Source organism: Paucibacter sp. PLA-PC-4 (assembly GCF_026241155.1).
Classification (GTDB): Bacteria; Pseudomonadota; Gammaproteobacteria; order Burkholderiales; family Burkholderiaceae_C; genus Roseateles_E.
Genome location: NZ_JAPFGP010000001.1, coordinates 253,963 through 267,668, shown reverse-complemented (window position 1 = coordinate 267,668; position 13,706 = coordinate 253,963). Strand labels below are relative to the sequence as shown.

Here is a 13,706-nt window from a genome sequence, read left to right as displayed (position 1 = left end):
AAATACCTATTCCCCATAAGCTTCTGGCCCGCAGGGTCAGGCTTTGATCAGCCCGTCCGCCTTGAACATCGCCTTGATGCCGCGCACCGCCTGGCGGATGCGGGCCTCGTTCTCGATCAGCGCGAAGCGCACATGGCCGTCGCCCTGGTCACCGAAGCCTATGCCCGGCGAGACGCAGACCTTGGCCTTGTCCAGCAACTGGCGCGCGAACTCCAGCGAGCCGAGCTGCCGGTAGGGCTCGGGAATCTTGGCCCAGATGTACATGCTGGCCTTCGGCAACTCGACTGCCCAGCCGGCTTCCTTCAGGCCTTTGTGAAGCACATCGCGGCGGCGCTGGTAACTGGCGGCGATCTCCGTCACGCACTGCTGGTCTCCCTCCAGCGCCGCGATCGCCGCCACCTGCAGCGGCGTGAAAGTGCCGTAGTCGTGATAGCTCTTGATACGGGCAAGTGCGGCCACAAGGTCGGGGTTGCCGACCATGAAGCCGATGCGCCAGCCGGCCATGTTGTAGCTCTTGCTGAGCGTGAAGAACTCGACCGCCACGTCCTTGGCGCCCGGCACCTGCATGATGGACGGCGCCGTCCATCCATCGAAGACGATGTCGGCGTAAGCCAGGTCATGCACTACCAGGATGTCGTGCTTCTTGGCCAGCGCGATCACGCGCTCGAAGAACTCCAACTCCACACATTGAGCGGTCGGATTCGACGGGAAGCCGAACACCATCATCTTGGGCTTGGGGTAGCTGCCGCGAATCGTCTTTTCCAGCTCGGCGAAGAAGTCCAGCTCGCTGGACACGGGAATCGCGCGGATGTCTGCGCCGGCAATCACCGCGCCGTAGATATGGATCGGGTAGCTGGGGTCGGGCACCAGCACCGTGTCGCCCCGATCCAGCGTCGCCAGCATCAGATGGGCCAAGCCCTCCTTGGAACCAATCGTGACGATGGCTTCGGTGTCCGGATTAATGGCCACGCCATAGCGCTTGTCGTACCAATGCGAGATCGCGCGACGCAGACGCGGGATGCCCTTGCTGGCCGAGTAGCCGTGGGTGTCAGGCCGCTGCGCCACCTCGGTGAGCTTGGCGACGATGTGGGTCGGCGTAGCCCCGTCGGGGTTGCCCATGCTCATGTCGATGATGTCTTCGCCCCGCCGCCGCGCCGCGAGCTTCAGCTCGGCCGTGATGTTGAAGACATAGGGAGGCAGGCGATCAATGCGCGCGAAGCGGCGCTTGCCTGAAGAGGCAGTGCTCATGGGATGTGTCTCACGTAAGCGCCCGGAACCGTCCGAGCGACGTGATCGACCGATTGAGGCCGATCCGGGTCCGATGCTACCTCAGGCCGTCCTCCGACCCAGGGGCCTGCATGGACTTCCCTACCGCAGATTCGTGTCACAGACCGGTGCGGCAATCGGTAGCTCAAAGTCCACCGCTAGACCGCGACTCGATGGTCTTGATCTTGAGCCCCGACAGCGTGCGAACCACGACCAGATCATCCTCACCCGTCACAGTCGTCGCCGGCAGTCCCTGGGCTTCCACCGTCATGCGCTAGGTGTAGCTGACCCGCGCGCTTGTCCAGGGAAAACCATCGCGCACGATACGGATGTCATCGAACTCGCAATGGGTGCGTGCCTGCAGCACCGTGAAGGCAGCAGCAGCCTGCTTGAGGTAGTCGCACATCTCTTGCTTGCCGCCCTCCACGTCCCACTTGCCGCGCCGTCCGTCGGGGCTCAGCGTTACCTGCAGATTGTCCGCATACGCGTCGCAGGCCGAGCTCTCTTCAGACATGGCCTTGGCCGATTGCCGGACCAGCCAAGATGCGAGCTTGGACTCGGCAAACGAGAGCCAGCCATGGGCAAAAAAGGCAGCGAGTGCGGTCAGCGTCAGCAGGATGAGTTTTTTTCATATTGGAGGGGACTGAGAAGAGCGTGAAGAACCCATTACCCCAGCGACCGGACGGCACGCTTTGCGCATGTCCGCACGCACCGAGGGCGGCTGCGTTCTCCGGCGAGAAACAGCTCCGCACTGTCCTACCTATGGGGGTGTCACCCTCAGGCCTTGCCGTCCTTCGCCTGCGCAGCCGCGCTTGCCTCACCCTTGGCTGCAAACTCCGCGCGCAGCCGCTTGAGCTTTTCGCGCGGGTCTTCCTTGACGGTGTTCTCGTGCAGCTTCATCTCCAGGATGAAGCGGCTGGGGATGCCCATCACCAGTTCGCGGCTCTTCTTGCGCCGCCGCAAGGTGCTGACGCCCAGGGTCGTGCGCGCCCGCGTGATGCCCACATACATCAGGCGGCGCTCTTCCTCCAGGCGCTGGGGGGTCATGTCCTCGTCGTCGGCCTTGAAGGGAAGCAGCCCTTCGTTGACGCCGGCCAGGAAGACATGGGGCCATTCCAGGCCCTTGGAGGCATGCAGGGTGGTCAGCGTAACTTGGTCCTGCTCGTCGCCGCGCTCGGCCAGCGACAGGATCACGCTGATGGTCTGGGCCACCTCAAGCACGGTCTGCTTGGGCTCCTCGAAGGTAATGCCGCCCTCCTGGCTGATTTGGCCGCCGCAGCGCTTGGCGACCCAGTCCACGAAGTCCAGCACGTTGCCCCAACGCGCCGCGCCTACCTTCTCATTCTCCTCCTGCTCCATCAGGTGCTGCTCGTAGCCGATGTCCTTCAGCCACTCCATCAACAGCGCCTTGGCCTCCTTGTCGCCAGAGGTGTTGCGGGCGCGGTATTCCAGATCGTTCACATAGCGGCCGAACTCATGCAGGCCACTGATCGCGCGGGTGCTTAGCGCGGTGGACAAGCTTTCGGCGAACAAGGCCTCGTACATGCTGCACTTCCAGCGTCCGGCGAACTGGCTCAGAGAGCCCAGAGTCTGGTGGCCGATGCCACGTTTGGGCGTGGTGATTGCGCGCAGAAAGGCCGGGTCATCGTCCGGATTGACCAGCAGGCGCAGCCAGCCGCACAAGTCCTTGATCTCGGCCTTATCGAAGAAGCTCTGCCCGCCGGAGACCTTGTAGGGAATCTCGGCGCGGCGCAGCGCTTGCTCGAAGACGCGGGCCTGATGGTTGGCACGATACAGGATAGCGAAGTCCTTGAACTGAACGCCGCCGGCATTGGCGCGGATCGCCTGGATGCGGGCCACCGCCCGCTCGGCCTCGTGCTCCTCGCCATCGCTCTCAATCAGGGCCACCGGCTCGCCGTCGCCGAACTCGCTCCACAGCTTCTTCTCGAAGATCTTCGGATTGACCGCGATCACGTTGTTGGCCGCGCGCAGGATGGCGCCGGTGGAGCGGTAGTTCTGCTCCAGCGGGATCACCTTCAGCGCAGGGAAGTCGGTCGGCAAGCGCTTGAGGTTCTCGATCGTGGCGCCGCGCCAGCCGTAGATGCTCTGGTCGTCGTCGCCCACCGCAGTGAAATGGGCGCGCTCGCCAACGAGCTGCTTGAGCAGGTCGTACTGCACGGCATTTGTGTCCTGGTACTCGTCCACCAGCACATAGCGCAAGGTGTCCTGCCATTTGCCGCGTGCCTCGGGGAAGTCCTGCAGCAGGCGCAACGGCAGCGAGATCAAGTCATCGAAGTCCACCGACTGGTAAGCCGCCAATCGCTCCTGGTAGCGCTCCATCACGGCGGCCGCCGCGCGCTCGTCCTCGTCCTTGGCGGCGGCCAGCGCCTGCTTGGCCGTCAGGCCCTGGTTCTTCCACAGCGAGATGGTCCATTGCCAGCTGCGTGCCTGCTTGGCGTCAGTGGTGCCGCCGGCATCGCGCAGCAGGCCCAGCACATCGTCGCTATCGAGGATGGAGAACTGCTCCTTGAGCCCGACCAGATGACCTTCGGAGCGCAGGATGCGTACGCCCAGGCTGTGGAACGTCGAGATCACCAAGTCCTTGGCCGCGCGCGGGCCCACCAGATCGCGGGCGCGCTCGCGCATCTCCTGCGAGGCCTTGTTTGTGAAGGTGATGGCACCGATGTTCTTGGCCGCATAGCCGGCCTGCAGCAAGCGCGCGATCTTCATCGTGATCACCCGCGTCTTGCCCGAGCCGGCCCCGGCGATCACCAGGCAAGGCCCGTTGAGATGGTGGACGGCTTCGAGCTGGGCGGGGTTGAGAGTGGAGACGGCTGAGGACATGGCGAACTGGGGCGGGGCTGCGCATGATAGCCAAGCCGCCGCGCCCTATTTCATGCTAGGCGACAGCGGCGCCCGAGTCGACCGCAACCCCAGGCCCAGCAGCAGCAGCGCATAGAACAGGAAGGCGACCCGCGGCGCATCGATCAGGCTTTCGAACAGGCCCACGATCAGGAAACCAAGTAGCGCGCTCACCACCGCGGGCGCCAGGGCGTGGAAACGTGCATGACCGAAGCTGCAACGCCACAGCACAGCCACCACCAGGCTGACACCAAGGGCCAGTCCCAACAGCCCCTGCTCGAACAGCAGGTGCAGGCCCAGGCTTTTGATATGCCAGGGCAGCTGATGGCGATCACTGGAGAAAAACCAATACGCCATGCCTCGCGAGAAATCGCTATTCGTCAGCAAGGCGGGCTCGGCCGCGTCGCGCAGGCTCAGCTCGGCGATCTCCACCGCACTCGCCGGCGAACCCAGCGCCACTGAGAACACCACGAAGCGCGGCGCCCACCAGCGTCCGCCCAGGGACGGCGCCTGACCGAGCGGGGCCTGTAGCGTCTGCCAGCCGCCGCCCTGGCTTTGCACAGGTAGGTTCTTGACGACGCATACCGCGTTGTAGAGCAGATGCTTCTCGCACACCTCCAGATGCAGATTCACATCACTGGCGCTGCGCAGCTTCAGCGTCATCTGCATTTCGCCGCGCGGCGCGGCGATGCGTTGACTGACCCGGAACAGCTCGCCCCAGCCCAGCACATGTTTACCGCTGGTCAGCAGCAAATTGGGTGGTTGGGCCGACTCCACGAGCCGGTAGTCGCCAACCTGCTCTGCTGCCGGGCCGACAAACATAAAACTGCTGGCGAAGCGGCCCACCCCCTTGCCCAGCAACCAGTCCTGCGGCGTTTCCAGCAGGCTGCGCGCTAGCCGCCAATGCTGGAAGCGCCCCTCCAGATCGCGCTGCCCGGTAGCCATGCGGTCGCTGACATAAGCACCACCGGCCAGCGCCGCCACCACGGTGAACAACATCAGGCAGCCGGTCCACAGCAGGCTCTTGGCCCGCCAGGAGAGCGCGGGCAGCAGCCCGGCCGCCGGACCCGGCAGCAGTTGCAACCCCGTCCATGCCAAGGCCAGCCCGAGCACCGGCAACAAGGCCCGCTGCAAGACCGTCTCACCGCCCCAGTTGCCGGCCACCACGACCACACAGGCCAGGCTCCAGAACCAGGCTCCAGCCATCAGGCAGATGCTCAAATTGCGCGGCAGCCCGGCGCGCAGCCACCAAGCCAGCCACAGCCCGCCCAGCACGACCAGCGCATCGACCACATAGGCCGACTTCGGGACGGCCTGCGCCAGCAACCAGCTCACTCCCCCAGCCAAGGCTGCCGCCAGCAAGGCCAGCAGCAGCACCAGCAATTGCTGCCCGCGCGTTTGCCGCAGGCGCAGCGGCGGCATCACCATCATCAGCAGCGCACTGCCGGCTAGCGCGAGCAAGGCCCGGTAGCCGCCGGCCTGGAACACCGGCCAGGCCGCCATGCCGAATGCCAGCAGCACGGCCAGCGCCAGCCCGCGGCGCGGCCAAGCGGCCGCCAGCGCCGCCGCCCGCTCCGCGCGGCGCTGGCGCGCCAGCAACAGCGAGCACAGGCCTGCCCCAAGCGGCAGCCCCAGGTAGACGCCGCGCGAGAAGGTCGTCAGCGCCGCATAGCCGGCCAGCAGCAGCAGGCCCAGCGCGGCGGCAAAAGCCCAGGGCCGGCGCTCGCGCAGCACCCACAGCAGCGCAAACGGCAGGCCCAAAGCTAGGCAGCCATCCAGCGCTGCGCCGCCCACATGCATCTCCCAAAACAACCCGGTGCTTCGGTATTCGCTCGAAAAATTCAGCAGCCCGGTGTAGGCCAGGCGCTCCCACAGCACAGCCAGACTGGCCCCACCCAAGGCCAGCAGCATGGCCAGGCCGAACCAGCGCTGCACGGCGGCTGGCTCACCCGCCCCGGCCGCGCGCCACAGCGGCAGCAGGAGCAGCACCAACCACAGGCTCTTGCCCTGGCGCAGGCTGTTCATGGGCTCGTGATAGCCCTGCCACCACCCAAACTGCCAGCCTCCGGCCTGCTCGAAGCCGCGCCAGATCGCCAGGAGCAAGGAAGCGCAGAACAGCGTAAGCAAGAGCTTGGACAGGCCCGACCACGCCAGCGGCCGCCGCCAGGCCGGCGCCAGCTCGACACCGCGCTTGGCCCCCAGGGCCAGCGCGGCATAGCCGCCCGCGGCGACGGCCAACACTAGCAGGTCCAGCTCCTCGAACGTGACCCAGCCGGTCCAGGGCGCAAATCCCAACACCGGAACCAGACCCGGAATCATCAGCGGCAAGGCCTGCCAGTGCGCAAAGCCCAGCGCCGCCACCGCCAGCCACAGCAGGCAGGCCAGTCCGGGCTGCAGGGGGTAATGCCAGACCAGCCAGAGACCGGCACCGGCGCTGCCGGCGGCCAGCAACAGGCCCAGCCAGCGTTTGGAAGAATCGGGCACGGAGAGCTTCATGCGGGCGGCGGAGTATGGGCGCTGGCTCGCGCCGGATCGCAGGGATGATAGTCAAGCCCACGCGTGCAGGCGCTACATTGGGGGCCCCTAGGACACCTGCAACACCATGAGCATGGCCCTTGTGTCGGACCTGTGCCGTCGCTGGCAGCAAGTCTGGACCCCGCTGATGCTGGCGGCCCTGCTAGCCTGGGCGCCGGCCGGGCAGGCGCGCGAGCTGCTGGTGGTGGGCACCGAGTTCCCGCGCATCTACGAGGCGGCAAAGGAAGGTGGCGACCCGAGCGGTCTGGGTGTGGACCTGCTGACGCTGGCCGCCGCGCGGCTGGGCCACAGCCTGCGTTTCGAACACTATCCCTGGCTGCGCGCCCAGGCCATGGTAGAGCGCGGCCTGGCTGACATCCTGGTCGGTCCCTACCGTACCACCGACCGCGAGCAGCGCTATCTGTTCTCGCCCCAGCCTTTTTACGAGGACGCACTGGTGTTCTATGCCCGCAGTGCCCAAAGCGGGCTGTGGCGCGGCGACTATGCAGCGCTGGGCCAACGCCCGGTCGCCCAGGTGCAGGGCTGGGCCTATGGCGAGAGCTACGAGCAGGCACGCGCCAGCCTGCGCATCAGCACCGTGCGCGATGTCAATACCGGCCTGCAAATGTTGCGCCTGGGTCGGGTAGACCTGTTCGCCAGCAACGAGCGTAATACCGAGCCGGTGCTGCAGCGCCTGGGCCTGGCGCAGGAACTGGTGCCGGCCGGCCCACCGATCGGCCAGCTGCGCGGCCACTTTGCCTACCCGCGCGACAAAAGGGGCCAGGTCTTGCGCGATGAACTGGAGCGCGCCATTGCCGCGCTTCGCGCCAGCGGTGAGCTCGACGAGCTGTCGCGTCGCTGGAAGGTCAAAATTCCTGAGTAGGCTGTTGCTGATGAACACCGACCTTAGTCGCCGCAGCCTGCTGCAGGCCGCCCTAGCCGCCGGCTGCGCGCCGGCCCTTGTCAGCCATGCCGCGACGCCGGCCGCCGCACCACTGTTTGCCCTGGGCGTGGCCTCCGGCTGCCCACGCCCCGACGGCCTGGTGCTGTGGACCCGGCTGCTCGGGGAGGCGCTGCCGGCCCAAGTCGCGGTGCGCTGGGAGCTGGCCGAGGACGAGGGCTTCAAGACCATCGCCGCCAGCGGCACCGAGCTGGCCGAGCCCGGCAGCGCCCACAGCGTTCATGCCGAGCCGGCCGGTCTGAGGCCCGACCGCTGGTACTGGTACCGCTTCAGCGCGCTGGGCCAGCAAAGCCCGGTCGGTCGCAGCCGTAGCGCGCCAGCGCCTGGCGCGGCGGTGGCGCGCCTGCGCTTCGCGATCGCCTCCTGCCAACGCTGGGACCACGGCGAATACGCCGCCTGGCGTGATCTGGCCGGCCAAGACCTCGATCTGCTGTTGTTCCTGGGCGACTACATCTACGAATCAGCCACCGCCCCCGACAGCACGCCCACACGCCGCCACCGGGGCGGGCTGTGCCGCACGCTGGACGACTACCGCCAGCGCTATGCCCAGTACAAGAGCGACCCGCATCTGCAAGCCATGCATGCGGCCGCGCCTTGGCTGCTGACCTGGGATGACCACGAGGTCGAAAACGACTATGCCGGCGACGTCTCCCAGCATCTAGAGCTCGGTTTCGCACTCCGGCGCGCGGCGGCAGCGCAGGCCTACTGGGAGCATCTGCCCTTTCCGAAGGCTGCGCGGCCGCGCGGCTCCGATTTTCGCCTGCACGAGCGCTATGACTGGGGCGCACTGGCCCGCATCATCACACTGGACAACCGCCAGTGGCGCGACCCCCAGGCCTGCCCCAAGCCCGGCCGGGGCGGTTCCAACACTGTCGCGCTGCGCGATTGCCCGCCCCTGCTGGACCCGGGACGCAGCCTCCTGGGTAAGGCCCAGGAGCAATGGCTGGCGCAAAGCTGGGACCGTGATCGGCCCTGGAACCTGCTGGCCCAGCAGACCCTGATGGCGCCGCTGAACTGGCAGCCGCCCGAGGAAGGCAGCGGCCTGCACTGGACCGACGGCTGGGACGGCTACCCGGCCGCCCGCCAGCGCCTGCTGCGCGATCTGCAGGCGGCGCGGGTGCGCAATGCGGTGGTGCTGGGCGGCGATGTCCATGCCCACTACGTGAGCGATCTGCATGTCGGCGGCGCCGACACGCCGCTGATCGCCACCGAGTTCTGCGGCAGCTCGATCAGCAGCAACGGCTTGGCGCAGCGCCGGCTAGACCAGATGCGCCCGCACAACCCGCATATCCACCATGCCCGCAGCGACGAGCGCGGGTTTATCAGATTCGATCTGAGGGCAAGTCGGCTGGAGGCGGAACTGCGGGCGGTCGAGCAGCCCTGGGATGCCGCCAGTGCGCTGCGCCTCCAGGCGCGCTATGTCGTGGAGGCCGGCCGCGCTGGCGCGCTGAGCGACTGAACCAGACCGTCCAAGCCCAGGTACTGGTGGCCGGCCCAGCCGCCGACGGCCAGCAAAGCCAGGCCACCCGCAGCCAGCAAGGTGCGCCAGCGCTTGCGCGGCGCACCTTGCTGCAACGGCGGAGTGCTGAGGCTGCCATCGAAAGCCGGCATGAAGCGGCTGCCCGGCGCCGGGCTGGGCTCGGGCATCGGATGAAGCACCAGGGCCGAATGGTTCTGCCCGGCGAGCCAGGCGCGCAAATCCTCGCCCAGCTCACGGGCCGAGGGGTGGCGGGTCACCGACATGGCGGCCATCGCCTTTTGCAGCAGGGCTTCGAGACTGAAACGCTCGGCCGTGCTGAGACCGCTCAAGCTGGCGGCCGAGGGCATCAGCACGCCATTGGCATCGGGTTTGGGCGGCCGACCATTGATCAACCAGCAGGCCAGCACGCCCAGCGCATAAGCTTCGCTGCCCAGGCTGGGCTGGGCACCGCGCTGCAGTTCGGGTGCGACAAACGGCGCGGCGGCAGCACTGAAAAGCGGCGGCTCGGCGTCCGGCTCGGGTGCCAGCTCGGCCAGGCCCAAGGCCATCAACCGCAGCTCGGTGCCGTTGACCAGCCACAGCAGGCCGGGATCGAGCTCGCGCAGCAGCAGGCCTTGCTCATGGGCGTACTGCAGCGCGTCGCAGAGTTGCAGCAGGAGTTGCAGGCGTTGGCGCAGCGGCAACTCGGCGGCGGCGGCCAGCAGCGGCTGGCCCTTGTCCTGCCAGGGCAGGGCCAGAAAAGGCTTGCCCTCGGCGGTCAGGCCGCTGTCCAGCGGCGTGACCAGGGCCGAATGGCTGAGCTGGTTCAAGGCAGACGACAGCTCAGCAAAACGCAGCAACACCGCCGCAGCGTCCGCACTTTGCTGATAGACCAGCAGCGCCGCGCTCACATCGCCGGCCAGCGAATGCTCGGCCCGATACCAGCGGCCCGAATCGCAGGCGTGCAGCGCGGCAGCGATACGCCAGACGCCCAGGCGCTCGCCGATCGACAGCGATGTCGGCACAGGAGAGCCGGCGCTAACCGGTGCGGGAAAAGAGGCGGAGAAGCGGGCGGAGGACATGAGTATTCAGGGTTTGCCCGGCATCCTAGGCTCAAGCCACGCTGCAGCGGCGCTAGGCTCCCCCCTCAACACGGGGTGTCTCGCGCAATCGCTCACGCTCGGCGAGAACTTGTGCACGGGAGGCGACGTCTCCCAAGCCTTGCGATACTCCGCCCCCATGCAAGCGATTCTGGCCGTCACCCTGCCCTTCTTCGCGCTGGTGCTGTGCGGCTACCTGGCGGCGCAGCGCGGCGTCCTGGCCGAGAGCGCGATACCGGGGCTCAACGGCTTTGTGCTGTTCTTCGCGCTGCCCTGCATGCTGTTTCGCTTCGGCATGAACACGCCGGTGCTAGAGCTGCTCAACCCGGGCGTGTTGGGCGTCTACTTGGTCGCGGCGCTGCTCATCGTCGCGTTCACGATCGCGGTGACCTTGTCGGCGCGGGTGCAACTGAAAGACGCGGCCTTCGGTGCGCTGGTCGCGGCATTTCCCAACACCGGCTTCATGGGCGTGCCGCTTTTGGTGGCGCTGCTGGGGCCGGCGGCGGCCGGACCGGTGATTTGCACGGTGCTGGCCGATCTCTTCGTCACCAGCTCGCTGTGCATCGCGCTGGCGCGGGGCCACGATGCGGGCGCCGGCAATGCCAAGCGCGCGGCGCTGCAGGCCTTGCGCGGCGCGCTGTCAAATCCCCTGCCCTGGGCCATCGCGCTGGGGGCCGTGGCTTCGGCCACCTCGCTGCGTCTGCCCGGTCCGGTCGACAGCGTCGTCAAGATGCTTGCCGATGCAGCAACGCCGGTGGCGCTATTCACGATCGGTGCCGTGCTGTGGCGTGCCGGTCAGCATGCCCACACGCGCACACCGGTGGCGCTGTTTCTGCCCGTGGCGTTGATCAAGCTGATCGTCCATCCGGCCCTGGTGTTCGCGCTGGGCGCGGCGGCCCATGCCCTGAGCGTCGGCCCGACGCCGTTCCAGTTGCTGGTGCTGACCCTGGCCGCCGCCCTGCCCAGCGCGAGCAATGTCTCGCTGCTGGCCGAGCGCTACGGCGCCGACAACGGCCGTGTGGCCCGCATCATCCTGGCCTCGACCAGCCTGGCCTTTGTCAGCTTCACAGCGCTGGCCTGGCTGCTCGGTGCCCGGCCGGCAGCCTGATATCGTTGCGCGCTGTCTGATTGCGCCATGCCCATGCACCTGCGTCACGCCCTGTTTCTGCTGCTCTGTGTTGCCCTGGGTGGACCTCTCCAGGCACTGGCCAACGGCTATCGCCAGCCCTCGACCGCTATCCGCGAGCTGCTGGACGCACCGGCGCCGCCGCGCCTGCTGCCCTCCCCCGACAAGCAGACCCTCGCCCTGTTGGAACTCAAGCGCTTCAACAGCCTAGCCGAACTGGCCCGCCCGGGGCTGCGCCTTGCCGGCCTGCGCTTCGACGCGGCCAGCGGCACGCCGCAGCCACTGTCCACGGTGCGGCGCTTGCGCCTGCGCAGCCTGCTGCAGCCGGACGCGCCGGAGCGCGCGGTCGAGCTGCCCGGCGAGGGCTTCCATAGCTTCAGTTGGGCGCCAGACGGTCAGCGCTTCGTGCTTGAGCGGCGCGTAGACCTCGGCAACGAGCTGTGGATAGGCGACACCGCCAGCGGCCAACTGCGCCAGATTCCTTTTGTGCGCCTGAGCAATGCGCTGGGCCAGGGCGAGCAGGCCTGGCTGAACCCGCGCGAGCTGGTCGTGCTGACGATACCCAAGCGCCGTGGCGCCGCGCCGCGCGCCCAGCCCAGCCCGGTGTTGCAGGAGCATCAGGGCCGGGCCTCGCCCGAACGCAGCTATCCCGACTTGCTGCAGTCGCCACATGACGAGGCCTTGTTCGAGCACCATGCGCGCTCTCAGATGACCTTGGTCAATCTGGCTAGCGCGCAGTCCCGCGATATCGGCGAGCCGGGCCTGTTCGCCTATGTCAGCAGCATCGGCGAGGGCCAGTACCTGATGACCGAGCGTCTGGCGCGCCCCTTCAGCTACCGCCTAACCTGGGATGACTTTCCGCAGGTCATTGAGCTGCGGCAGCGCGACGGCCGGGTGCTGCGCGAGCTCGCCAAGCTGCCGCTCAAAGCCGGCGTCGCCATCGACGGCGTGCTGCCCGGCCCGCGCATCTTCTACCCCTCGCCGACCAAGGATGCGGCGGTCTACTGGGTCGAGGCGCTGGACGGCGGCAACCCTAACAGCCGGGTGGCCTTCCGTGACCGGGTGATGCGGCTGGACCCGCCTTATGACACAGAGCCCATTGAGGTGCAGCGCATGCCGCAGCGCTTCACTCGCCTGCGCTTTCTCGACGACGGCCAGCACGCGCTGCTGACCGAGACGGACCGGCTGCGTGCCTGGACCCGCACGTATCTGCTGCCGCTCAACGGCAGCCAGAGTAAGCCTTTGTTCGAGCACTCGCTGCGCGAGCGCTACCGCCACCCCGGCGCACCATTGATGCGCACGCTGGCCAATGGCCACAACGTGATCCAAAGCACGCGCGAGGGCGAGATCTTCCTAATCGGCCAGGGCGCCAACCCGCGCGGCGAGCGCCCCTTCCTGGACCGGTTATCGATCAAGGACCTGAGCGTGCAGCGCCTGTTCCAGTCGGCCGACAGTGCCTACGAGATGCCGCTGGCAACGCTGGACGACAAACGCCTGCTGCTGCAGCGCGAGAGCCCGGTCGAGCCCCCGAATCTGTACCTGCGCGAGCTGGGCAATGGCGGCGCGGCGGCGCAGGCGCTGACCCGCATCAAGGACCCAAGCCCGCAACTGCGCCGGGTCAAGCGCGAACTGGTCAGCTTCAAGCGCGCCGACGGCGTCGAGCTCTCTTTCTGGCTGCATTTGCCGCCCGACTACAAGGAGGGCGAGCGCCGGCCCACGCTGGTCTGGGCCTATCCACTGGAGTTCAACGACGCCGCGCTCGCCGGCCAATTGGCCGGCGCGCCGAGCCGGTACGCGACCTTTGCTGGCATCAGCCCGCAGTTGCTGGCGCTGGACGGTTTCGTCGTGCTACACGACGCCACCATGCCGGTGGTCGGCGATGCGCGCACGATGAATGACGGCTTCATCGAGCAGATCACGATGAATGCCCGCGCCATTATCGACAAGGCCGAGGAGCTGGGCGTGGCCGACACCCGCCGCATGGCAATCGGCGGACACAGCTACGGTGCCTTCATGGCCGCCAATCTGCTGGCGCATACCAAGCTCTTCAAGGCCGGCATCGCCCGAAGCGGCGCCTACAACCGCACGCTGACACCATTCGGCTTCCAAAGTGAGCGCCGCTCGCTGTGGGATGCACGCGAGACCTATCTGAAGCTCTCGCCCTTTCTCTACGCCAACCAGATCAAGGAGCCGCTGCTCCTGATCCACGGCGAGGAAGACAGCAACTCCGGCACCTATCCGATGCAGAGCGAGCGCCTCTACCAAGCCCTGGCTGGCCTGGGCGGTACGGTGCGCTATGTGGCGCTGCCGCACGAGGGCCACGGCTACACGGCGCGCGAATCGGTGGGCCAGGTGCAGTGGGAGATGAGCCAGTGGCTCAAGACGCACCTGGGCGACCCGCGGGCGCCCTGAGGGCAA

At 67.4% G+C, this 13,706-nt stretch carries 9 protein-coding genes; 4 read left to right on the top strand and 5 right to left on the bottom strand.

Annotated features, from left to right (window positions below):
• Nucleotides 1-36: 36 nt before the first annotated feature.
• The 4 genes from alaC to OOZ63_RS01305 all read right to left on the bottom strand — a co-directional run bounded on the left by alaC (nucleotide 37) and on the right by OOZ63_RS01305 (nucleotide 6,612).
• Complete coding sequence (gene alaC, locus OOZ63_RS01320) at nucleotides 37-1,248, bottom strand: alanine transaminase (RefSeq protein ID WP_266003502.1); 1,212 nt, start codon at nucleotides 1,246-1,248, stop codon at nucleotides 37-39.
• Between the two features lie 292 nt (nucleotides 1,249-1,540).
• Nucleotides 1,541-1,780 carry a hypothetical protein gene (locus OOZ63_RS01315; protein WP_266003501.1) on the bottom strand — a complete coding sequence of 80 codons (240 nt, stop codon included), beginning with the start codon at nucleotides 1,778-1,780 and terminating at the stop codon, nucleotides 1,541-1,543.
• Nucleotides 1,781-2,043: 263 nt separating this feature from the next.
• A complete protein-coding gene (locus OOZ63_RS01310; RefSeq protein ID WP_266003500.1) occupies nucleotides 2,044-4,110 on the bottom strand; it encodes an ATP-dependent helicase in 2,067 nt (688 codons plus the stop codon).
• Nucleotides 4,111-4,155: 45 nt separating this feature from the next.
• Nucleotides 4,156-6,612, bottom strand: a complete 2,457-nt coding sequence (locus OOZ63_RS01305) for a hypothetical protein (protein WP_266003499.1) — start codon at nucleotides 6,610-6,612, stop codon at nucleotides 4,156-4,158.
• 118 nt (nucleotides 6,613-6,730) lie between these two features.
• Between OOZ63_RS01305 and OOZ63_RS01300 the strand changes: the two genes are divergently transcribed.
• Nucleotides 6,731-7,525: a substrate-binding periplasmic protein gene (locus OOZ63_RS01300; protein WP_266003498.1), complete on the top strand. Its 795-nt coding sequence runs from the start codon at nucleotides 6,731-6,733 to the stop codon at nucleotides 7,523-7,525.
• Between the two features lie 10 nt (nucleotides 7,526-7,535).
• The gene (locus OOZ63_RS01295; RefSeq protein WP_266003497.1) at nucleotides 7,536-9,062 is read left to right on the top strand and encodes an alkaline phosphatase D family protein; all 1,527 of its coding nucleotides are present in this window, start codon (nucleotides 7,536-7,538) and stop codon (nucleotides 9,060-9,062) included.
• Here the strand turns inward: OOZ63_RS01295 and OOZ63_RS01290 are convergent.
• A complete protein-coding gene (locus OOZ63_RS01290; RefSeq protein WP_266003496.1) occupies nucleotides 9,020-10,144 on the bottom strand; it encodes a hypothetical protein in 1,125 nt (374 codons plus the stop codon). The two genes, OOZ63_RS01295 and OOZ63_RS01290, sit on opposite strands and share 43 nt — an antisense overlap.
• Nucleotides 10,145-10,301: 157 nt before the next feature.
• Here OOZ63_RS01290 and OOZ63_RS01285 point away from each other — a divergent pair, with 157 nt between their 5' ends.
• Both OOZ63_RS01285 and OOZ63_RS01280 read left to right on the top strand, forming a co-directional pair.
• A complete protein-coding gene (locus OOZ63_RS01285) occupies nucleotides 10,302-11,270 on the top strand; it encodes an AEC family transporter (protein ID WP_266003495.1) in 969 nt (322 codons plus the stop codon).
• A gap of 27 nt (nucleotides 11,271-11,297) precedes the next feature.
• Nucleotides 11,298-13,700, top strand: coding sequence for an alpha/beta hydrolase family protein (locus OOZ63_RS01280; RefSeq protein ID WP_266003494.1), 2,403 nt, complete (start codon nucleotides 11,298-11,300; stop codon nucleotides 13,698-13,700).
• Nucleotides 13,701-13,706 lie beyond the last annotated feature (6 nt).

Excerpts from the sequence above, each read along its gene's own strand:
- alaC (WP_266003502.1), bottom strand. The coding sequence starts at position 1,248 with ATGAGCACTGCCTCTTCAGGCAAGCGCCGCTTCGCGCGCATTGATCGC.
- OOZ63_RS01315 (WP_266003501.1), bottom strand. The coding sequence starts at position 1,780 with ATGTCTGAAGAGAGCTCGGCCTGCGACGCGTATGCGGACAATCTGCAG.
- OOZ63_RS01310 (WP_266003500.1), bottom strand. The coding sequence starts at position 4,110 with ATGTCCTCAGCCGTCTCCACTCTCAACCCCGCCCAGCTCGAAGCCGTC.
- OOZ63_RS01300 (WP_266003498.1), top strand. The coding sequence starts at position 6,731 with ATGAGCATGGCCCTTGTGTCGGACCTGTGCCGTCGCTGGCAGCAAGTC.
- OOZ63_RS01295 (WP_266003497.1), top strand. The coding sequence starts at position 7,536 with ATGAACACCGACCTTAGTCGCCGCAGCCTGCTGCAGGCCGCCCTAGCC.
- OOZ63_RS01290 (WP_266003496.1), bottom strand. The coding sequence starts at position 10,144 with ATGTCCTCCGCCCGCTTCTCCGCCTCTTTTCCCGCACCGGTTAGCGCC.
- OOZ63_RS01285 (WP_266003495.1), top strand. The coding sequence starts at position 10,302 with ATGCAAGCGATTCTGGCCGTCACCCTGCCCTTCTTCGCGCTGGTGCTG.
- OOZ63_RS01280 (WP_266003494.1), top strand. The coding sequence starts at position 11,298 with ATGCCCATGCACCTGCGTCACGCCCTGTTTCTGCTGCTCTGTGTTGCC.